Source organism: Nonomuraea sp. NPDC047529, assembly GCF_040642995.1.
Lineage (GTDB): Bacteria > Actinomycetota > Actinomycetes > Streptosporangiales > Streptosporangiaceae > Nonomuraea.
In genome coordinates this window covers 240,166-262,450 of sequence record NZ_JBEYTJ010000010.1, presented here as the reverse complement: position 1 = coordinate 262,450, position 22,285 = coordinate 240,166, and the positions used below count along the sequence as shown (strand labels likewise).

Below are 22,285 nucleotides of genomic sequence, written 5' to 3'. Positions count from 1 at the left end.
CGAATCGCCGAACAGCGCGGCAGTGCGGTGACCGTACGGCGAGATTCACCTACTATCTGCGAACATCTCGCACCAATGGTGCCACGGCCCTCTCTCCGGTCAGGAAAACTGGCACCATGGCCTCCCCGTCTGAAGAGCATCAGCCTTTCGCTCACCTGAGCGCTCCCAACGCTGCCCTCTACCGGGAGATCCTGCGCGTCTTCGCCCGGGCGAAGGAACGTTTCATCGTGCATCTGCGGCCGGAGGACGTGGCGGCGGAGTTGCGGCGGGACAACGACGATGCGCTCGCGCAAGCCCTGGAGAAGCTGCGGGAGTGGGGCAACCTGCGGGCCGACGCGGACACCGGCAGGGTCACCTCTGTGGAGGATTTCCACCGCAAGCGGTTCCTGTTCCAGCTCACCCCTGCGGGTCAGGCGGCCGAGCAGGCGATCGACTTCTACGAGGAGGCGATCGGGCGGCGTGGGGTGCTGCAGTCGGTGGCCCTGGGCGACATCGCCGAACAGTTGCAGGCGCTGACCCTTCTGGCTCAGGAGCAGGATCCCGACCCGGCCAGGGTTCATCTGCTCCTGCTCTCCCTCGCCGAGCGCTTCTCGTCGCTGGCGGACAACGCCCAGGCGTTCATGGCCTCGCTGCGCCGGGCGATCGATTTCTCCGACGGCGACGTGGCGGGGTTCGTCGCCTACAAGGAGCGGCTGATCGAGTACATCAACCGGTTCATCGCCGATCTGGCCAACTCCGGCGCGCGGATAGCGACCCTGCTGGCCCGGCTGGAGACGTGCGGGCATGAGGAGCTGCTGAGACTGGCGGCGCGCAGGGAGGCCGCCGACGCGGTGCCCGACCGGTCGGAAGCCGCAGACGCGTACGGGAGGGCCGAGGAGGCGGCGTACTCCTCGTGGCTGAACCGCTGGCGAGGACTTCGGGACTGGTTCGTCTCCACGGATGTGGGCCGGCCGTCACAGGCGCGGTTGCTGCGCCAGGCGGCGATCACGGCGATCAAGCAGCTCATCGACGCGGTCGGGCTGCTCAACGAGCGGAGGTCCGGACGCTCCGACCGATCCGCGGACTTCCGTGCCCTGGCTCGCTGGTTCGCCGAGGCGCCCGACGAAGCGGCGATGCACCGCTTGTGGCGGGCGGCCTTCGGCTTGACCCCGGCCCGCCACCTGACGGTCACCACCGCCACCCTGGAGGAGTGGCGGGAGGTCGGCGCCGGGACTTCGTGGCAGGACGCACCGCCGATCAGGATCTCTCCTCGGCTCCGGCGTACCGGCTCCTACGAGCGGCGTGGCAAGCCCAACAAAGTGGCCGACCGCAGCCAGGCGCGCAGGCTGCTGATGGAGCAGGCCGAGCGGGAGGCGGCCGAGACCGCCGCGGCCCGGGCCCGGCTCCGCACGGGCGGGCCGGTGCTGCTTTCGGAGCTGAACGTGCTGGACCCGCGGGCGTTCCGGCTGTTCCTGGGGCTGCTGGGTGACGCGCTGGCGGCGCGGCGGCCCGGGGAGACGGAAGTGAAGACGGTGACGGGCGACGGCTCGATGGGGGTGCGGCTCACCCTTGTCCCCGATGGCGGCGAGGTCGCGATCCACACCGAGGACGGCGTTCTCACTGGACCTGAGCACGTGGTGGAGATCTCCGATCTCATGGTGGTCCGATGACGCCCGAGGAGGAGCTGGCCCAGCGCCGCGCCGCGCTGCGCGCGCTGCTGGCCAAGCCGCTGCTGACGGCCGAGGACGACGCGGAGGCGCTGGTGCTGGTCCGCCGCCATCTGACCGAGCTGCGCGAGTGGCTCTCCCGGGAGACCGGCTGGCGGCTGACGGTGGATTCGGGCGCCGCGCGGCTGTTCAAGGGCGTCGCGGACACGTCCGACGCCACCCACCCCGCCAGGGGCAAAGCGGGAGAGCCGTACGGCAGGCGCCGCTACGTCCTGTTCTGCCTGGCGCTGGCCGTGCTGGAGCGGGCCGACGCGCAGACCACGCTCGGCCGCCTGGCCGAGGAGGTGCTGTCGGCGGCGGCGGAGCCCGAACTGGACTTTCACTTCACCCTTGACAGCCGTGCCGAGCGGGCCGATCTGGTGACCGTGGTGCGCACGCTGCTCGGCTGGGGAGTGCTGCGCAGAGTCTCGGGCGATGAGGAGGCATATCTGACCTCGACCGGTGACGTGCTGTACGACGTGCGCAGGCCGGTCCTGGCCGCATTGCTCACCGGAACGCGAGGCCCATCGACGATCACCACGGGGTCGTTCGAGGAGCGGCTGGCCGAGCTCACCGCCGAGCCTGTCCCCGACACCGACGACCTGCGCAACCAGGCACTTCGCCGCAGGCTGACCCGCAGGCTGCTGGAGGACCCGGTGATCTACTTCGCCGACTTGGACGAGGCAGAGCGTACCTACCTGACCTCCCAACGGCACGCGATCACCCGCCGGATCGTGGAAGCCACCGGGTTGGTGGCGGAAGTACGCGCGGAGGGCATCGCGATGGTGGATCCCGACGACGAACTGACCGACGTGCGCATGCCAGAACAGCGCACCGACGGCCACGTGACGCTGCTGGTGGCCGAGCACCTCGCCACCCGCGGGGCATCAAGCATGGATGATCTGAGGGCATTCGTCCGGCAGGCCGCCCGTGACCATGTGTCGTTCTGGCGCAAGGGCGTGACCGAGCCGGGCGCCGAGGACGGGCTGCTGGCCACGGCCCTGGGCAAGCTCACGGCGCTGCGGCTGGTCCACGTCACGGAGGACGCGGCCGTGGGGCTGCCCGCCATTGCCCGTTACGCGCTGGACGAACCCGTCATCAAAGGACAGTGATGCTCCCTTCACCGACCTCCGAGCGCTGGAAGCCGCTGCGCGCCGGACTCGCCGACATGTTCTACTACGACGTGGAGGAGTTCCACTTCCACGACGGCCGTTTGCTGCTGCGCGGCAACAACGGCACGGGCAAGTCCAAGGTGCTGGCCCTGACTCTGCCGTTCTTGCTCGACGGCGAGCTCGCCCCGCACCGGGTCGAGCCTGACGGCGACCGGCAGAAGCGCATGGAGTGGAACCTGCTGCTGGGCGGCAGGCACCCGCACCCCGAGCGGCTGGGGTACGCATGGATGGAGTTCGGCCGCCGCGCCGCCGACGGGAGCGAGGAGTTCCGTACGATCGGCTGCGGGCTCAAGGCGGTCAAGGACCGCGGCATCGTCCGGCACTGGTTCTTCGTCACCCCCCAGCGCATCGGCCGTGATCTCCACCTGCTGAGCTCCACTGGAGTGGTGCTCACCCGGGAGAAGCTGCGGGAGGCGATCAAGGGCCACGGCATGGCCTACGACCGGGCCGCCGATTACCGCAGGGCGGTGGACGAAGCGCTGTTCGGGCTCGGCGAGCACCGCTACGAGGCGCTGGTGAACCTTCTCATTCAGCTGCGGCAGCCGCAGTTGTCCAAGAAGCCCGACGAGAAGCTCCTGTCGCGGGCCCTCACCGAGGCGCTGCCACCGCTCAGCCCCACTCTGATCGCCACGGTCGCCGAGGCGTTCCGCGGCCTTGACGAGGAGCGAGACGCGCTGCGCGGGCTGGAGGAGGCGCGCGGGGCGGCGGCCGACTTCCTCGTCCACTACCGCCGGTACGCCGCGATCGCGGCCAAGCGCAAGGCCGCCGTCCCCCGCCTGGCGCAGAGCCGGTACGAGCACCTGGGCCGCGACCTCGGCGAAGCCGAGGCCCGCCACGCGGCCGCGGAGGCGGAGCTGTCCGCGGCCCAGCAGGTGCTGGAGGAGCTGGCAGCCCAGCGGAACCTGCTGGAGGCCCGCAAGGAGGCGCTGCGGCAGAGCCCCGAGATGCGTGACGCCGAGCGGCTCAAACACATGGGAGAGGAAGCCGGCCGGCTGGACTCCCACGCGCGCCGGTACGAGCAGGAGCGCGACCGCCTCACCGGCGAGACCCAGCGCCGGGAGCAGCGGGCGAGCACCGCCCTCGGCAAGGCCGAGGAGGCGGACCGGGAGCTGGACCAGGCCAGGGAGTCCGCGCTCACGGCCGCCCGCGCGGCGGCGTTCGAGGCCGGGCACCTCGCCGTCATCGACTGGCACGCGCTCGGCGAGCCGTCGGAGCAGGCCAGAGCCCGGCGGGAGGCCGAGACGCTGGCCGACCGCCAGGAGCAGGCGATCAACGAGCTGGAGCGGCTCATCGACACCGTGCGGCAGGCTCGGTCCCGGCTCGCCACGGCCCGTACGGAGGTGGACCGGCTGACCGGCGAGCTGCAGTCCGCCGCCGAGCGCATCGAAGCCGCCGAGCAGGCCACCGGCGCGGCCACGGCCGGGCTGGTCCACGAGTACGCCCTGTACCTGGCCGGCCTGACCGAGCTGCGGCTGGACGACCCTGACGAGATGCTCGCGACGCTGGAGGGCTGGGCCGTCTCCGTCGATGGCCCCAACCCGGCCGCGACGGCGGCCGACGACGCGGCCAGGAACGCCACCGACGCGCTCGGCCGCTTGGGCGCCGGACTGGAGGCGGAGCTGCGCGAGGCGAGGCGGGCCGCCGCATCCTTGACGGAAGAAATGGCCCGGTTGGAGGCGGGCGGACACGACGCTCCGCCCACCCCGCACACGCGCGGCTCAGACGCCCGGCTCGGCCGTCCTGGCGGCCCGCTGTGGAAGGTGGTGGACTTCGCTGAGGCAGTGCCGGCCGCGCATCGGGCCGGGCTGGAGGCCGCCCTGGAGGCCGCGGGCATCCTGGACGCGTGGGTCACGCCCGACGGGCGGCTGCTTGCCGAGGACGACACCTTCGTCGTAACCGGCGAGCCGCCGGCCGGGGCGTCGTGCTCCGCCGTCCTGCGTCCTGCCCTCGACCGCGCCGACCCGCAGGCCGCGGCCCTGTCCGACGCCGCCGTCGAGACGGTGCTCAAGAGCATCGCGCTCGGCCAGGGTGGTGGGACGTGGGTGACCGTCGACGGACAGTGGGCCAACGGCGTGCTGGCGGGCTCATGGCGCAAGAATGACGCCCACTACATCGGCGAGGGCGCGCGAGAAGCGGCGCGGCGTGCCCGGCTGGCGGCTCTCCGAGAGGAGCTGGACCAGGTCGCCCAGCGGATCCATCACCTCGGCGCCGACCTCGACGCGCTCGCCGCCCGGCGCGAGAGGCTCGCGGCCGAGCACCGGGCGCTGCCCCCGGACGCGCCGCTGCGCGAGGCCCACGTCAAACTCGCCGCCGAGTACGAACGCCGGCGCGAACTCGACGCCCAGCACACCGCCGCGACAGGGGTGGCGCTCCAACGGCAGAGCGAGCTGGAGACCGCCGGCAACCGGGCCGCCGAGTTCGCCGGCGACGTCGGCCTGCCTGCCGAGCCTCCGGCCTTGGCCGAGGTCAAGAGCGGAGTCGCCGGCTACCGGCTGGCACTGGCCCGGTTCTGGCCCGCCGAACAGGCGCGGCGAGCCGCTCACGAGGCCGCCCACGAAGCCGCCGACGACCTCTCACGAACCCGGAGCCGGCTCGACGACGCGGCCGAGCTGGCGGCGGCGGCACGCGGCGAGGCGGACGCCGCGGCGGAGACCTACCGCGCACTGGTGGAAACCGCCGGCGCCGCGGTCGAGGAGCTGTTCCGCCGGCTCGACGAGGTGGAGCGGGAACTGCGCGAACGCACCTCAGCCGAGGGCGAGACCCGCCGCAAAGAACAGGCGGCCCTGCAGGAACGAGGCAAGGCCGAGGGCGTGCGCGACGCCCTGCGCGGCCAGATCGACGAGGCGACCACGGCACGCGACACCGCCGTACAGGAGTTCCAGGCGTTCTCCGCCACGGGACTGCTGCACGTCGCGCTCCCCGCTCTGGACGTGCCCGCCCCGGACGGCCAGTGGGCGGCCACCCCCACGGTGCTTCTGGCCAGGACGGTCAACGCCGAGCTCGACACCGTGGACGACGGCCACGGCCCCTGGGACCGGGTGCAGAAGAAGGTGGCCGAGGAGCACAAGCTGCTGTCGGACGCCATGGCCAGACACGGGCACTCCGTCGGACTGACCCTGCGGGACGGGGTCATGATCGTGGACGTGCTGTTCCAGGGCCGCAGCAGGGACGTTCCCGGCCTCGCCGAAGCGCTGGCGGAAGAGACCGGGCACAGAGCCCGGCTCCTGTCGGCCAAGGAACGCGAAATCCTGGAGAACCACCTGCTCAACGAGGTCGCCGGAACGTTGCACGAGCTGATCGCCGCCTCCGAGTCCGAGGTCCGGGAGATGAACGCCGAGCTGGAGTCCCGCCCCACCTCTACCGGCATGCGCCTGCGCCTGGTCTGGAAGATCGCCAGGAACGCTCCTGAAGGGCTGGAGCGGGTCCGCGACAAGCTCCGGCAGACGGTGGACGCCTGGTCCGTCGCCGACCGGTCGGCGGTGGGCGCATTCCTCCAGGACAGGATCGCCCGCGAGCATGCCGACAACCCTGCCGCCGGATGGACGGAAGCGCTGACCCGGGCCCTGGACTACCGCGTCTGGCACGAGTTCGCGATCCAGCGGCTGCAGGACGGGCAATGGCGGGCCGCCACCGGGCCGGCCTCCGGCGGTGAGAGAGTGCTCGCGGCGTCCGTGCCGCTGTTCGCCGCCGCATCGGCCCACTACAAATCGGCGGGCAACCCGTACGCTCCGCGGCTGGTCGCCCTGGACGAGGCGTTCGCGGGCGTCGACGACGACTCGCGCGCCAAATGCCTGGGCCTGCTGGCCACGTTCGACATGGACGTGGTGATGACGAGCGAGCGCGAATGGGGTTGCTACCCGCAGGTCCCGGGGCTTGCGATCTGCCAGCTGTCCCGTCGCGACGGCGTGGACGCGGTGTTGGTCACCCCGTGGCGTTGGGACGGGCGCGAGCGGCGGCGAGCGGAGCGCCCGGTCACCGCGATGCCGGCCCCTGACGTGGCCGTGGCACAGGACGGCCTGTTCGCATGAGTGTCCAGGATGAGCGGTTGGGGCGGCTGCTCGGCGGTGACGAGATCGCCTGGCTGGTCGATCGGGCACGCCGCCGCCTGGAACAGGGCAAGCCGCTGACCGGGACGGTGACGCTCACGGCCGCGACTTCCACGCAGCGCCGCGCGGCCGAGGTGCTGCTCGGCCGCCGTGCGGGAGCCGGTTCTTCCCTGTCGGTCTCCTTGGACGAGGTGGACCGCATCCTACGAGCGGGCGGCGTCACCGCAGGCGGGCTGCGCGAGGCCGTCGTACGCCTGCGTGGCCCGATCCGGGACCAGGCCGGCGAGAAGGCCGCGCAGGCGGCGGCCTGGGAACGGGCCTTCGCCAGGCTCGACGCTCTCATCGCCGACCGGCCCGAGCTGTCCGGGTGGCGATCATGGCTGGAGTCCACCGGACTGGTCAGAAGGCTCGCCGCCACAGCCCAAGAAGCACGTATCCTGCTCGACCGGTTGAGCGCCGTGCTGGAGCGACTGCCGTCACCGGGCACGCCCCTCGGCCGGCTCGCCGCCGAGACCTGCGCAGACGCACACGCTCTGGACGAGGGACGCCCGCTGGCCACCCTCGCCCTGTCCGCGGCCCGTGCCCTGTCCGGTCTGCCGCACGCGGGCGAAGGCGGCGCGGACGCCCGCCGCTCGGCCTGGGCCGCGGTCGGCGTGCATCTCGATGACCTGTCCTCCCTCGTCCTCTGCCTGGGGCTGCCAGGTGACGATCACTCCCCTACCGGACGCATGCTCAGCGCCGCCAGGGCTGCGGGCGAGCCGTGCGTGCTGACCCTGCGTCAACTCCGCCGCCACGAAGCACCGCTGCGCGCGGACCTGGTCAGGATCTGCGAGAACCCGGTCGTGGTCGCCGCGGCGGCCGACGAACTCGGACCCTCCTGCCCACCCCTGGTATGCGGCGGCGGCCGACCGTCGGCGGCCGTCTGGCGGCTGCTGGACCTTCTCACGGTCAGTGGCGCGGCGTTCGCCTACCACGGGGACTTCGACTGGGGCGGGATCGCCATCGCCGCCGCGGTCCACGAGAGGGTCGGGTTCCTGCCGTGGCGCTTCGATACCGCCTCCTATCAAGCCGTGCCCTCGTCGGCGCCACTGTCAGGGCAGGTGCGCCCGACTCCCTGGGATCCGGAACTGGGCATCGCGATGGAGCGACGGGGCGTACGGGTCGAGGAGGAGCTCGTACTCGCCGAGTTGATCGCCGACCTGATCCCGAAGGAAGGTGGCAGGCACTGAGACCCGGACTTTCTTGTGATCATCGACCCGGTGGTCAGGCAGTCTCAGCCGCCCGGCACGTGACGCCCCGGTCTACGGAACGGGGCAGGTGTCGGACAGTAACCGAACAAGCCCGGCGAAAGCACGGGCTCGAGAAAGAAACAGCGCTGTCATGGACGCCATCAAGCACGCCGCGGCCCTCAAGGAGCGGCTGGTCAACTTCGCCCTCTCACCCCAGTTCACCCGCGAACTCGACGAAGCCTTCGAGCGGAGCCGTCCCGACGACCTCGCCGACAGCGAGGTGACCGCCAGCATGATCGTCGATCATTTCGCCCTGCAGCACCGACTGGCCTCCGGCGACACGGTCATCGACCGCTTCCTGCGCGCCCACCCCGGCCTGAGCCCGCAGGAGCGGGCGATGCTCCTCGGCTGGAGGGACGTGGTCGAAGGAATCTTCGAGGTCCAGGGACAAGAACAGGACGCCTTGGTCCTGTTCAACCTCGTGGACGAGCTCACCTATCGCGCCCGGTCCAACATGGGCAAGTCCGCGTTCCGCCCGATCAAGAGGGGCATGTTCCTCATCTGCCGCCTGGTGCCGCTCGGCGAGGACTGGCTGGTCAGCGCGCACATCAGCCTCTTTCCCGCCGACGCCCGTGACCAGCTCCTCACCCAGGCCGCGGACATCGGCCTGCGCAACCCCAAGCTGGTCTTCCGCAACCCGGACAAGCTCGCCACCGCCCGCCGGATGCTCGCCGCACAGCGAGAGGTCTTCCTCGACCTGTACGGCACCGAATACATCGTGGTTTCGGGAGACGACGTGGCCCCGCGACACGATGCCTTCATGCGGGCTTGCATGGACCGGGATCAGCCCGGCAACACCTTCCCCCTGCCCGGCTTCACCTATCCCGAGGAGGTGCTGGACGCCGAAACGGTGGCCATCCACTTCGACCCGGAAACAGGAATCAGCTTCTACCTCGAGTTCGGTCTCCTCCAGGAGCTCTTCGCCGACCCGCTCCTGATCAACCGGCGCCGCTACCGCGAAACCCTGACCTCTTACCTGCGGGGCGACGACATCTCCCCCGCGGCCATCCGGCTCCTGACCGACCCCGCCCCGGACAATGCCGGCGTGGTCTTCGGCAAGCTTCTCAAGAAGAAGGGCTTCTCCTGGCCCGAGCACGGGGAGTCACTGCTGCGCCGGTACAAGTCCCGCTACTTCGACGAGCCCCAACTGCCCACCACTGTCCCGGTCAGCGAGACGATGGCCAGGCACCTGCGGAGCGCCTTGCCTGACGAGTCGTCGGAGCGGTGATCTCTGCGCGCAACCGTCAACCGCCGGCAGATCTTCCGGTCATCCTCGGTCGTACGGCAGTGTCAGATTTCGCCGGCGGCCCAGTCTCACGGGAGGAATTTCAACAGCTGTCCGTGCCAGCCGAGATGTGAGACACAGGTCGCGTCTTGTACTTGTCCGCCTGCTCTACCTCATCACGCTGCGACTCTTCGGCTGGCTGATGTCATTGGGCCGCAGTCATGCGTCGAAAAACGCGGAAATCATGGTGCTGCGTCACGAAGTGGCGGTACTACGACGCCAGATCGGACGCCCCAAGCCGGACTGGGCCGACCGAGCCGTTCTCGCGGCACTGGCCCAATCGTGCCTGTTCGTCTTGATCGGGTGAGTCGTTGGGCGCACGCCTGGTGACGGTGGTGTCCATGGAAGGTCGGATCGAACGCAACAAAGTACTCGGAGGAGTGACCAACGAGTACCGCCGAGTCGCACGGCTACGTCGGAGAAACCCCAGCTCAACCCACGCACGCGAGTTTTGACGCCCTACACCCTTCTCGCCGCGCTCCTGACTGCGCTGCCCCGCGAGGCCCTACACGGCTGAGGCTCCTCGTCCGCCCGGACCCCGTCGTGCGCTGGCACCGCGATCTGATACGACAGCACCATGCCCGTATCTGCCGGCCGAAGAGGTCTGGCCGCCCGCGCACGGTCCGCTCCATCCGCACTCTCTCGTCCTGCGTCTGGTTCGGGAGAACCCCGGCTGGGGCTCCCCGCGGGTCCACGGTGAGCTCACCACCCTCGGTATCGAAATGGCACCGTCCAACGTTTGAGAGATCCTCAAACAGGCCGATCTTGATCCAGCGCCCGAGCAGGCTTCCACCACGTGGGCCGACTTCCTGGCCCCCGAGCCGACACCATGCCGGCCTGCGACTTCATCGAAACCGTCACCCTCAACGGGCAACGCCGGCATGTCCTGACGCTCATCAAGCACACCACCAAGCGCATCTGCGTGCCCGACACCACCGCGCACCCGAACGCAAACCGGGTCACCCAAGCGATCAGGAACCTGATGGATCTGGACGATGTCGGCTGCCGGGCGCGTTTCTGCGCCGAGACAGGGAGGGGAAGTTCCCGGCCCTCATGGACGACGTCCTCGCCGCGGCCGGCATCAAGACGGTGCTCACCGGCATTCGGATACCGCGGATGAACTCGATCACGGAGCGGCGAGTGCAGTCGTGCCGCCGCGAGCTTCTCGACCGCTGCCTCGTATGGAGCGAACGCCACCTTCGGCACGCCCTGCGCGGGTACAAACACTTCTACAACCAGCACCGAGCGCATTAAGCCCTGAACCAACAGCCCGACTGCGCACCGTCCCCGATCCGATCACGGATCCAGAGCGAATCATCGACCTGAATGCACGCCGACGAGACCGGCTCGGCGGCGTCCTCCATGAGTCCGCCGCGATCACCACCGCCTCGCTCCCCGAAGCCTTCAGCCGGCGCCTCGCCCTGCCCGACCTGCCGGAAGCCCGGACGCTCATGCGGTCCACGTACCTGAGCGCCGCCCTCCGTACGCCGCCCGACCGGCAAGGCCGCGCGCCCTGGTACGGCTGCTCACCCCGCCTCCGACGAGGACGACCGTGCGGTCCGATCTGCCGACAGTTTCTTCACCGAGGTCCTCGACCAGACGGGCGACGGCTGCCTGCGCTGGCCCGATCTGGCCGCCATGGCCAGGGAGATCGCCACGCGGCTCAACCTGGGCGCGCAGGACGAGGAGCAGCTGTTTCAGGCGTACGCCACCTGGTGGCGCGAGCTACAGACCGCTCTCGACAGCGGCGGCGACGGACGCGTCACCGCCACGAGTACGCCACCGACGCCGATGACGACGGGAAGATCGACGGTGCGGAATACCGCAACCTGCTCCGCACGGCTTTTCGCCGCGACCTGGCCGGCAGCGGCGGCAGCTACTCACGCGGCGCCTTCGTCAGGGACTTCGTCTCCTTCATGTCCGGGCAGCAGCACTCGAATGCCTGCTTCTTGCCTGCGGCAGATTCAACAAGACGTCCGTTTGACTTTGCCGCCAACCCGACGATGACGGGCGAGCGCGATATACCGCACACTCGCCCCATCCGCGTTACCCCGCTGGGTGAACCGCAAATACATGACTACACAGAATCACAAGAGCACAGCCCACCGTAGTAGTTCTTGGCGGGCCGGGTGACCGCGTTTTCGGCTCGGAGCGCTTGATCGCATCCTCGACAAGGGCTCTACCAGCGGAATCATCCCACTGGATGATTCGGTATACCCACGAGCCGCGGAACGCGGGACATGAGACCCCGAACTTTCCACCTCTGTACATGGGCCCGGACATCCTCGCCAAAGCAAGAATTCTCTCCAGCCGCCGTTTTCCTGGCATCGACTTGACACTTAAAAGTGTGTATGAATACGTTCATCCATCACCGAGCCCGCGAACCCGTACGACATCCGGCGTTCATCCACGCGTCCTGGTCTACCGTTCCCGCCAGAAAGAGAGGCTTGCGTGACCTCCTCGCCAGGGCTTTCGTCGAGTGACGTGACGCTCTCCGACCCCAAGCGGGCACTGGTCGAGCAACGTCTGCGCCGCCGATCCGGCGCCAGGCCCGCCGGCATCCCGCGCCGCGCCCCCGACGCCGAAGTGCCTCTCTCGTTCGCGCAAGAGGGCCTGTGGTTCATGGAGCAGTTCGCTCCGGGTACCGCCGCGTACACCATCCCCCTCGTGCTGCGCCTGCACGGCCGACTCGATGTCGACCGGCTGCAGCACGCCCTCGACACGGTCGTGGCCAGGCACGAGATCCTGCGCACGCGCTTTCCCGCCGACGCCGGCGGACGGCCGCTGGTCGAGGTGACCGCTCCCGACCGCACCGAGCTGCGCAGGCGGAGCGCGGCGGACGAGGCCGGCGTCCGTGACCTGGTGAGCGCGGAGCAGGCCAGACCCTTCTCCATCGCCACCGAGCCGCCACTGCGGGCCCTGCTCGTGCGGCTGGCCGACGACGACCACGTACTGCTGGTGACGGTGCACCACATCGCCTGTGACGGCTGGTCGCTGGAGATTCTGGCCGGGGAGCTGCGCGCGCTCTACGCGGGAGAGCACCTGCCCGAGCCCGCCGTGCAGTACGGCGACTTCGCCCTGTGGCAGCGCACCCGCCCCGCCGATGAGGCGGATCTGGCCTACTGGCGCGAGCGGCTGGCCGGAGTGCCGCCCATCGACCTGCCCCTGGACGGGCGACGCGGAGCCGCGCCCACCTTCGAGGGCGATTCCCGCGCCTTCGAACTCGGCCCCGACCTGCTGGCCGCGGCCAAGAACCTGGCGAAGGCGCACGACGCGACGCTCTACATGGTCGCCCTGGCGGTCTACCAGGTGCTCCTGGGCCGCTACAGCGGGCAGGACGACTTCGCCGTCGGCACTCCGGTGAGCGGGCGCCCCCGCAGCGAGCTGGAGCAGCTCATCGGCACGTTCGTCAACATGCTGCCCATGCGCGCCGACCTGGCGGGCGATCCTACCTTCGCCGAGCTGCTCGCCCGGGTGCGGCGGACCACGCTGGCCGCCTTCGAACACCAGCGGCTGCCGTTCGAGCAGCTCACCGGGGAACTCGCAGCGACACGCGACACCTCGCGCACCCCGGTCTTCCAGGTCGCGCTGACCTTGCAGAGCTACGCCGAGGACACCGCCGCCTGGTCCGGCCTGGACGTCGAGCCGTTCCCCATGGCGGCCACGGCCGCCCCCTTCGAGCTGGAGCTCTTCCTCACGGAACGGCGGGGCGGGCTCGACGGCGTGTTCGTCTTCAACCGCGACGTGCTGGCCGGGGCGACCGTCGACGACCTGGGGGTCCATTTCGCGACCCTGCTGCGCGCCGCCGTCGAAGCTCCCGACCTGCGCGTGTCGGACCTGGAGATGCTGACCGCTGACGAACGCGACCGCATTCTGGCACTCGCGCACGGGCCGCGGCTGCCGTACCCGGCGGACAAGACGCTGGGCGAGCTGTTCCAGGCCCAGGCAACCCGCACCCCGGAGGCCGTCGCCCTGGAGTTCGGCGACCACCGGCTCACCTACGCGGAGCTGGAGCAGCGGGCCAACCGGCTGGCGCACCGCCTGCGCGAACGCGGTGCGGGGCCGGGCACCCGGGTCGCGATCTGCGCCGAGCGCTCCATCGAGCTGGTGGTGAGCCTGCTGGCCGTGGTCAAGTCCGGAGCCGCCTACGTGCCGCTCGACCCCGAATACCCGCGAGACCGGCTCGACTTCATGCTCCGCGACGCCCAGGCCGTCGTGCTGCTGGCCCAGCATGCGGTACGCGAGCGGCTCCCCGAGACCGGGATCGCAACCGTAGCTCCAGAGGAACCGTCCGGGCCGTCCGTGGCGGAGCCGGTCGATCCGCCGCATCATGCGCCGCCCGTCACGGCGGGCCCCGCTCATCCGGCTTACATGATCTACACCTCCGGCTCGACCGGCCGCCCCAAGGGAGCGCCCAACACCCACGTGGCCATCGGCAACCGGCTCGACTGGATGCAGCGCAGATTCGGCCTGACCGGCGCCGACGCGGTGATGCAGAAGACCCCCGCCGGGTTCGACGTGTCGGTCTGGGAGTTCTTCTGGCCGCTCATCACCGGTGCCCGGCTGGTGCTGGCCGCGCCCGGCGGCCACCGCGACACCGCCTACTTACGCGACCTCATCATCGGCAGCGGCGTGACCACCATGCACTTCGTGCCGTCCATGCTGGCCCTCTTCCTGGAAGAAGACGGCGTCGAGGCGTGCACATCGCTGCGCCGGGTGATCTGCAGCGGGGAGGAGCTGCCGCCCGCCGTGGCCGCCCGCTTCTTCGAGCGGCTGCCGCATGCCGAGCTGCACAACCTGTACGGACCGACCGAGGCGGCCGTGGACGTGACGGCATGGCGGTGCGCCCCGGGCGAGAGCCGCGTGCCGATCGGGCACCCGTTGCAGAACACCAGCATCCACATCCTCGACTCGCGGCTGCGCCCGGTGCCTTTCGACGTGCCGGGCGAGTTGCACATCGGCGGGGTTCAGCTCTCCCCGGGCTACCACGCCAGGCCCGCGCTGACCGCCGAGCGTTTCGTGCCCGACCCCTACAGCCACTCGGGCTCGCGTCTCTACCGCACCGGCGACCTGGCCAGGCTGCGCCGTGACGGCGCCGTGGAGTTCCTCGGCCGCATCGACAACCAGGTCAAGATCCGCGGCCAGCGGGTCGAACTGGGCGAGATCGAAGCCGTGCTCCGCGAACAGCCCGGCGTGCGCGTGGCGTTGGTGGTGGCCGGCGGCGACGGACTCGCGGCCTACGTCGTCACCGACGTTCCCGACGCTGACCTGCGCGCGGCGCTCAAAGCGCTCCTGCCCGACCACATGGTGCCCACCGCGTACGTCTTCCTGCCGGCGCTGCCGCTCAGCCCCAATGGCAAGGTGGACCGCGCCGCGCTGCCCTCGCCGCCGCGTCCCGGCGCCGGAGGCGGGCAGGGAGCGGCGCCGAGCAGCCCGGCCGAGATCGCCATCGCCGAGATCTGGAGCGAATTGCTCGGTGTGTCCGACATCCGCCTGGACGACGACTTCTTCGAGCTCGGCGGACACTCGCTGGTGGCCATCCAGGCCGTGGCCAGGCTGCGGCACGTGCAGGCGGCCGCCGAGCGACGCTCCGTCGGCGTCATGGACCTGTTCAATCACTCCACCGTGCGGATGCTGGCGGCGCTCATCGAAGGGCCCGCCCCGTCGGACGACCGGCCGCGCCAACTGCTGCACCGGCTGACACGCTCGTCCTCCGCTCCCACGCTCACCCTGATCTGCTTCCCGTACGGCGGTGGCAGCGCCCTGGTCTACCAGCCTCTGGCCGACGCGCTGCCCGACGAGGTCGCGTTGTACTCCATGGCCTTCCCCGGTCATGATCCCGGCCGTCCCGACGAGCCGGTCATGCCGCTCGAAGACGTCATCGCCCAGTGCGTCACGGAAATCCTCGACGGCATACCCGGGCCGATCGTCCTGTACGGCCACTGCGGCATCGGCGGCGCCGTCACCGCCGACATCGCCAGGCGCCTGGAGGCACGAGGCCGCGAGCCGGAAGCGGTTTACCTCGGGGCGATTTTCCCGTTCGCCCGCCCCGTCGGCCGCATCGCCGGGCCCCTGGGCAGGTTGCTGCGAACCGACCGGCTACGCGGCGACCGCGTCTACGAGAACCGGATGAAGTCGATGGGCAACGACATCTCCGGCCTGGACGAGGAGCAGGTCGGGTTCATGGTCCGCAACCAGCGACGCGACACGCTGATCGCGGAGGAGAGCTTCACACGCATGCTGGCCGAACGGAGCGAGCCACTGCGCGCCCCCGTCATCTCGGTGGTCGGCGAGCAGGACCCGGCCACCGACTACTACCGCGAGCGCTACAAGGAGTGGCACTTCCTGTCGCCGAGCAACGCGCTGGTCGTCTTGGACGAGGCGGGCCACTACTACCTGAAGTACCGCGCCGACGACCTGGCCCAGATCCTGACGAACACGCACATCGCCATGGAGTACGGGGCGGCCGAGGCGTTGAGCCGTTCCGCACGGGGCCCGGCGGCGGGATGGTGGATCGAGGAGACCACGTCCCACACCGACGAGCACCCTCCGAAGAGGCACGATCACCCACCGGCGCAGCGCGACCCATCCTCGAAGCGGCGGGGGAAGGAGCCACCACCGCCCAGTCTGCGGCGCTTCCTGAGCGTCTCCGCCGCCCAGCTCGCCTCCATGATCGGCACTGCGGTCACCGACTTCGCCATCCCGATCTGGGTCTACACCACCACGGGCTCTCTGCTGAGCTTCACCCTGCTGATCGCCCTGGGGATCATGCCGGGAGTTCTGGTCGCGCCGCTGATCGGCGCGATCGTCGACCGGTCGGGCAAGCGGGCGGTGATGACGCTCGGCAACAGCCTCGCCGGCGGGGTACAACTGCTGTTCGGGCTGCTGTTGTGGACCGGCAACCTGGCCTCCTGGCATCTCTACCCGCTCACCGCGGCGCTGTCGGTCACCCTGGTCATCCAGCGGATCGCCTACATCTCGGCACTACCTCAGCTGGTGCCCAAGCGCTACTTGGGTCACGCGGCGGGCGTGGTGCAGACGCTGGTCGGCACCTCCCAGTTCGCCGCGCCGCTGCTGGCCGTCGCACTGCTGGCCGGGATCGGCCTGGACGGCATCCTGATGATCGACGTGGCCAGTTTCGCCGTCGTGCTCGTCGCGCTGGCGCTGATCCGCTTCCCCGCGACCCTGGGCCTGGAGCGGCGCGAGCCGATGGCGACCGAGATCGCGGCCGGGTTCCGGATGTCGCTGGGCAACCGGCACCTGCGGGCCGCGCTGCTCTACTTCGCGGTACTGAACATCATGCTGGCCGCGGTGCTGATGTCCATCTCGCCGCTGGTGCTGTCGTTCTCCGACCTGGAGACGGCCGGGCTCATCTCCTTCGTCGGCGGCCTGGGCGCCACGCTCGGCGGCATGCTCGTCGCACTGTGGGGAGGCCCCCGGCACCGGCGGATGCGGGCGGTCATGCTGAGCACGCTGCTGCTGAGCCTGTTCGCCGTCATCACGGGGCTGTACGCCTCGCCACTGGTGGTGGGCTTGGGCGCGTTCGGCCTGTGGGGCAGCCTCTCTGTCGTCAACGGCGTCTTCATGACGATCATTCACGTGAAGGTGCCGCAACGTTTCCACGGCCGGGTCACGGCGTTCAACCAGATGGTCTCCTGGTCGACGCTGCCGGTCGGCATGGCCGTCGTCGCACCGCTCGGAGAACTGTTGCTGGAGCCGCTCCTGGCACCAGGTGGGGCGCTGGCCTCCACCGTCGGCGCGGTGATCGGCGTGGGCGAGGGACGCGGCCTCGCTTTCATGTACATCCTGCTGGGCCTCGGCATCGCCGTCCACGTGCTGGTCTCGATGCGTATCCCGGTGCTGGCCCAGTTCGACGACCAGGTGCCTGAGGCGGAACCCGACGACCTCGTGGGCGCGCAGGCGTTGCAGGCGCGCGCCGGTAACACGGTCAGCCTGGCGTGGAGCGCGCCCGCCTTCGCCAAGGCGCTGACCATGCCGTTGAGCGCCGCCAAGGCGAGCGAGCTGCTGGGCGAGCCCGTCGACGGCGTGCTGCTGCGCACCGGCGGCGAGATCAGCGCCGTCTACGAGGTCAGCAGCAGCGGACGTGAGCTGATCTTCAAGCTGTACCCGCGGGTGTTCACCGCACGCATGCGCAAGGAGCAGCACGTCTACGAGCTGCTGAGCGGCAGTGGCGCCCCGGTGCCCGCCGTGGTGCGCGCCGACGACTCCAAGCACGACCTGCCCCAGGCATACCTGATCATGACCAAGGTTCCCGGCCGGCCGCTCTCGCAGGTCTCCGCCGACCTTGACGAGGAGACGATCGAGCGGCTCTACCACGACATGGGACGGGTACTGCGCGCGATCCACAGCGTCGAACTGCCCATGTTCGGCCCCCTGGACGGGCCGCGTGAGCCGACGAATCTCGCCTACGTCGGCGGCCAGTTCGAACTGAAGATCGCCCAGTTCGCCGAGTTCGGCGGCGATCCGGAACTGCACACGGCGCTGACCGAACGCTTCCACGCCGATCGCCACCTGCTGGCCGGCTGCGAGACTCCCGTCCTGCTGCACCACGACTACCACGAACGCAACGTCATGGTCGCCGAGCAGGCCGGACGGTGGCGGCTGACCGGCGTCATCGACGTCGAGAACGCGCTCGGCGGCGATCCGCTGATGGACCTGGCGCGCACCGATTACTTCGCCGTCCGCGACGACTCCCTGCGCCGCCGGGCGCTGCTGGCGGGATACGGCGCACTGCCCCAGGACTGGGCGCGGCGCCTGGCCTTCTACCGGCTCTACCACGCCCTGGACCAGTGGCACTGGCTGGCCACGATCGGCGAGGTCAGCGCGCTTGACCCGATCACACGGGAGATACGCCGACACCTGACGGAGACGCCATGACAGAGGACGAGTTTCCCGCCTCGCACGCGCAGGAACGCATCTGGTTCCTCACTGAGTTGCTGCCCGACCTGCCGCTTTACAACATCGGCGCCATCTCCCACCTGAAGCGGCTGGACGTCGCCGGCCCCAAGCCGGTGGAGGAGGCGCTCAGGCTGGTGGTCCAGCGGCACGAGCCGCTGCGCACCCGCTTCGAACTGCGCGACGGCAAGGTCGTGCAGCTCATCGCACCCGAGGTGCCGGTGCATCTGACCCACACCGATCTGTCCGGGCTCGACGGATCCGCCCAGGAGGCGGAACTGGCCGCTCTTGCCGCGGCCGACGCGGCCCGGCCGTTCACGCTCGACCGCGCGCCGCTGTGGCGGGTCAGGCTGGTGGAGCTGGGCGGCGGCCAGTGGCGGCTCGTGCTCGTCGTCCACCACACGATCTTCGACGCGTGGTCGGCGGAGGTCATGGCCGAGGATCTGGTCGAAGCGCACGCCGCGGTGCGTGCCGGCCGCTCGCCCCGCTTCGCCGAGCTGCCCATCCAGTACGCCGACTACGCCGCCTGGCAACGCACACGGCTTGACGCCGGAGAACTCGACGGGGGCCTGGCCTACTGGTCCGACCGGCTGGCCGGGTCCGTGCCGCTGGAACTGCCCACCGACCGGCCCCGCCCGGCCGAGCTCAGCTACGCAGGAACCAACCACGCCTTCACCGTGCCCGCCGAGCTGGCGGAACGAGTGGGCGCCTTGGCGAAGGCCGCCGGCGCGACCTCGTTCATGGTGCTGCTCACCGCCTTCGCCGCGCTGCTGGCTCGCTGGAGCGGCCAGAGTGACGTGGTGATCGGCTCGCCGGTCGCCGGGCGGGATCTGCCCGAGCTCAGCCCGCTCGTCGGCATGTTCGTCAACGTTTTGCCGCTGCGTGCCGACCTCGGCGGCGATCCGTCCTTCGCCGAGGCCCTCGACCGGATGCGGGCCACCACCATGGAGGCGCTCGACCACCAGGACGTGCCCTTCGCCCTCATCGTGGAGAAGCTGCGCCCACCGCGCGACCCCGCACGTACGCCGCTGTACCAGGTCGCCATCAACCAGGTGCCGTACGACGTCCGCGGCCTGTTCGGCACCAGGACCGCCAAGACCGATCTGACGCTGGAGGTGCAGAACCCGGAAGGCGAGATGAGCGCCTGGCTCGAGTACAACACCGACCTGTTCGACAGGGACACCGTGGTCAGGCTCACCGAGGGGTATCTCTCGCTGCTCGACGCGGCCACCGCCGATCCCGCGCTACCGCTGTCGCGCCTGCCGCTGATGTCCGGGGCGCGCCGCCAACACGTGCTGGCATCCTGGCACGGCCCGCGCAGATCGTACCCTCAGCAGTCCTTGCACGAGCTGATCGGTGCCCGCGCGTCGGCCGAGCCCGACGCGCCCGCCGTGACCGTCCCGCACGAGAAGAGCACGCTGACCTACGGCGAACTCGACCGGCGATCGTCCGCCCTGGCGTCCGCGCTGATCGAGCGTGGCGTCGGCGCGGAGTCACCGGTGGCCGTATGCCTGCCACCGAGTGGCGAGCTGCTGATCGCACTGCTCGCGGTGCTGAAGTCAGGCGGCTGTTACGTGCCGCTCGATCCGCGTTATCCGGCGGCCCGGCTGCGCTTCATGCTGGAGGACTCCGGGTGCGCTCTGGCGCTGACCACGGCTGAGCTGGCCGAACGGCTGCCCGGGGTGGCGACCTTCGTGGCCGCGGAATTCCCCTCGGTCCCGCCGGGCGATCTCGTACTCCCGCACGTGTCTCCCGACAGCCTCGCCTACGTCATCTACACCTCCGGCTCCACGGGTGTCCCCAAGGGGGTCATGGTGCCGCACCGAGGCGTGGTCAACCTGGTCGAGAGCCTCGCCTTCGACGCCACCGAGCGTATGCTGCTGCTCACCCCTCTCTCCTTCGACATCGCTGCTCTCGAAATCTTCGGGCCGCTGCTGGCCGGGGGCGTGACGGTGGTGGCACCGCCGCCGGAAAGCGGCCCGCTGCGGGCTGAAACGGAGGTGACCACCGTCCAGGCACCGCCGTCGGTTCTGGCAGAGCTGATCGACCGGCTGCCCCCTGGGCTGCCCCGCGTGTTCAGCGGAGGTGAGCCGCTCACGGCCGGGCTGGCGGGCCGGCTGCAGGAGGCGGCCGGACAGGTGCATAACATGTACGGCCCCACCGAGACCACCATCTGGTCCCTCACCCATCGCCTCCAGCCGCAGGACCGGACCATCTCGATCGGCAGTCCGGTGGCCAACACCACCGCATACGTCCTGGATGAGGCCATGGAGCCGGTGCCGATCGGCGTGACGGGCGAGCTCTGCCTGGGCGGCGACGGACTGGCACGCGGCTACCACCGCCGGGCGGCGCTCACCGCGTCGTCTTTCGTCCCCGACCCGTACGGCAAGGGTGGCCGACTCTACCGCACCGGCGATCTGGTGAGGCGCGGCGCGGACGGCCTGCTGGAGTTCGTCGGACGGGTGGACGATCAGGTGAAGGTGCGGGGTGTCCGGATCGAACTCGGCGAGGTGGAGTCGGTACTGACGGCCCATCCCGGTGTCCGGCACGCCGCAGCGGCGGTCCGTGCCGACGCTTCGGGCGGGCCGGCTCTGGTGGCCTATGTGGACGGGCACGTCCCGGTGGCGGAGTTGCGCACCTTCCTGGAGGAGCGGCTGCCGCCCACGATGGTCCCCAGCTTCTACGTCGGCGTCGACTCCTTCCCCCGACTGCCCAACGGCAAGCTCGACCGCGCCGCGCTGCCGGCACCGCCCCGAGCGCAGGCCCCCGCCGCCGGCTCCGCCCCGGTGACCGCCGCGGAGGAACTGGTACACGAGATCTGGGGCGAAGTGCTCGGTCACGACGAGTTCGGTGTGGACGAGGACTTCTTCGACCTGGGCGGACATTCCATGCTCGGCGCCCGCGTGATCGCCCGGATCTGCTCCGAGCTGGACCTCGAGTTGCCGCTCAACACGCTCTTCCAGACCAGGACGGTGCGCCGCCTGGCCGCCGCCGTGGAAGCGCGCCTGATCGCCGAGATCGACCAGTTGTCCGACGAGGAGGCCGCCGCGTTGATGGAGGACTGATCGGAATTGGTGAAGATGGCCGCCCGGCGGAGGGCGGTTCCGCCGGAGGGCGGAGATGAGGGCGCGGACGGCTCCGCGTTCCAGCCGAGGTGGTCATGTTTCCGGGCCAGATAAGATCAAGCCGTACTTGCGAACATGCGGAATGCCTTATGACGATCAAGCTGATCATCGCTGATGACCATGCCATGATCAGAGCGGGTCTCCGGCTGGTCACGGAGAGCGCGGACGGGATCGACGTGGTCGGCGAGGCGGCCGATGGGAACGAGGCCGTCGCGCTCGCCCTGTACCGCTTCCAAGTCCTCGCAGGGCACTGGACCGGCAGGCCGACTAGGCGCACCACCGCCCGCGCGGCGCTGAGGCCAGGGGCCAGGGCCACGGCCACGGCCACGGCCACGGCCACGGCCACGGCCACGGCCACGGCAAGAGCCTCCCGCAACGTGACCAGCAGATATCCGCACAACGTCAAGGTGTAATACAGTAGCTCGCACGATCGGTCTTCGTGACCTTCTTCAGCGTTCAGCACCTGTGAGGTGCCAAAGCCTCGCCCGTGGCATCTGATCTGGCCTTCTATCCTCGGCACTCGTGTTTCTACGCCTGCTGTATCTGCTGATGGTCCGGTTGTTCGGCTGGTTGACGCTTCTCACACGGGGCGACACCTCCAAGGACGTAGAGATCTTGGTGCTGCGTCATGAGGTCGCCGTCCTGCGTCGTCAGGTCTCCCGACCACGACCAGACTGGGCCGACCGAGCGCTGCCGGCCGCGCTGGCGCGACTGTTGCCAACGCGGCCTCGCCTCCATCGGATCGTGACGCCGGGCACATGAAGCGC

The 22,285-nt window shown here is 70.1% G+C and carries 10 protein-coding genes; all 10 read left to right on the top strand.

What is annotated here, in order from left to right; genetic code table 11:
* The first annotated feature begins 116 nt into the window (after window positions 1-116).
* The 10 genes from ABZ815_RS18870 to ABZ815_RS18825 all read left to right on the top strand — a co-directional run bounded on the left by ABZ815_RS18870 (window position 117) and on the right by ABZ815_RS18825 (window position 22,280).
* A complete protein-coding gene (locus tag ABZ815_RS18870; RefSeq protein ID WP_357699408.1) occupies window positions 117-1,649 on the top strand; it encodes a TIGR02677 family protein in 1,533 nt (510 codons plus the stop codon).
* A complete protein-coding gene (locus ABZ815_RS18865; protein WP_357699406.1) occupies window positions 1,646-2,797 on the top strand; it encodes a TIGR02678 family protein in 1,152 nt (383 codons plus the stop codon). Before ABZ815_RS18870 ends, ABZ815_RS18865 begins: the two co-directional genes overlap by 4 nt.
* A complete protein-coding gene (locus ABZ815_RS18860) occupies window positions 2,797-6,885 on the top strand; it encodes a TIGR02680 family protein (RefSeq protein ID WP_357699404.1) in 4,089 nt (1,362 codons plus the stop codon). The genes ABZ815_RS18865 and ABZ815_RS18860 overlap by 1 nt, the downstream gene beginning before the upstream one ends.
* Window positions 6,882-8,132 (top strand): TIGR02679 family protein, encoded by a 1,251-nt coding sequence (locus tag ABZ815_RS18855; RefSeq protein WP_357699402.1) that lies wholly within the window; start codon window positions 6,882-6,884, stop codon window positions 8,130-8,132. Before ABZ815_RS18860 ends, ABZ815_RS18855 begins: the two co-directional genes overlap by 4 nt.
* A gap of 151 nt (window positions 8,133-8,283) precedes the next feature.
* A complete protein-coding gene (locus ABZ815_RS18850; RefSeq protein ID WP_357699400.1) occupies window positions 8,284-9,420 on the top strand; it encodes a hypothetical protein in 1,137 nt (378 codons plus the stop codon).
* Between the two features lie 1,110 nt (window positions 9,421-10,530).
* Window positions 10,531-10,731 carry an integrase core domain-containing protein gene (locus tag ABZ815_RS18845; RefSeq protein WP_357699398.1) on the top strand — a complete coding sequence of 67 codons (201 nt, stop codon included), beginning with the start codon at window positions 10,531-10,533 and terminating at the stop codon, window positions 10,729-10,731.
* Between the two features lie 1,230 nt (window positions 10,732-11,961).
* A complete protein-coding gene (locus ABZ815_RS18840) occupies window positions 11,962-18,375 on the top strand; it encodes an amino acid adenylation domain-containing protein (RefSeq protein ID WP_357699396.1) in 6,414 nt (2,137 codons plus the stop codon).
* On the top strand, window positions 18,372-21,458 hold the full coding sequence (locus ABZ815_RS18835) for an amino acid adenylation domain-containing protein (protein ID WP_357699394.1): 3,087 nt from the start codon (window positions 18,372-18,374) through the stop codon (window positions 21,456-21,458). The genes ABZ815_RS18840 and ABZ815_RS18835 overlap by 4 nt, the downstream gene beginning before the upstream one ends.
* A 149-nt stretch (window positions 21,459-21,607) precedes the next feature.
* Entirely contained in the window at window positions 21,608-21,931 is a 324-nt protein-coding gene (locus ABZ815_RS18830; RefSeq protein ID WP_357699392.1) for a hypothetical protein, read from the top strand.
* 109 nt (window positions 21,932-22,040) lie between these two features.
* Window positions 22,041-22,280, top strand: a complete 240-nt coding sequence (locus ABZ815_RS18825) for a hypothetical protein (RefSeq protein WP_357699390.1) — start codon at window positions 22,041-22,043, stop codon at window positions 22,278-22,280.
* The last annotated feature ends 5 nt before the right edge of the window (window positions 22,281-22,285 follow it).

What these genes read in the sequence shown, in the direction of transcription:
- ABZ815_RS18870 (WP_357699408.1), top strand. Translation starts at nt 117, where the DNA reads ATGGCCTCCCCGTCTGAAGAGCATCAGCCTTTCGCTCACCTGAGCGCT.
- ABZ815_RS18865 (WP_357699406.1), top strand. Translation starts at nt 1,646, where the DNA reads ATGACGCCCGAGGAGGAGCTGGCCCAGCGCCGCGCCGCGCTGCGCGCG.
- ABZ815_RS18860 (WP_357699404.1), top strand. Translation starts at nt 2,797, where the DNA reads ATGCTCCCTTCACCGACCTCCGAGCGCTGGAAGCCGCTGCGCGCCGGA.
- ABZ815_RS18855 (WP_357699402.1), top strand. Translation starts at nt 6,882, where the DNA reads ATGAGTGTCCAGGATGAGCGGTTGGGGCGGCTGCTCGGCGGTGACGAG.
- ABZ815_RS18850 (WP_357699400.1), top strand. Translation starts at nt 8,284, where the DNA reads ATGGACGCCATCAAGCACGCCGCGGCCCTCAAGGAGCGGCTGGTCAAC.
- ABZ815_RS18845 (WP_357699398.1), top strand. Translation starts at nt 10,531, where the DNA reads ATGGACGACGTCCTCGCCGCGGCCGGCATCAAGACGGTGCTCACCGGC.
- ABZ815_RS18835 (WP_357699394.1), top strand. Translation starts at nt 18,372, where the DNA reads ATGACAGAGGACGAGTTTCCCGCCTCGCACGCGCAGGAACGCATCTGG.
- ABZ815_RS18830 (WP_357699392.1), top strand. Translation starts at nt 21,608, where the DNA reads ATGACGATCAAGCTGATCATCGCTGATGACCATGCCATGATCAGAGCG.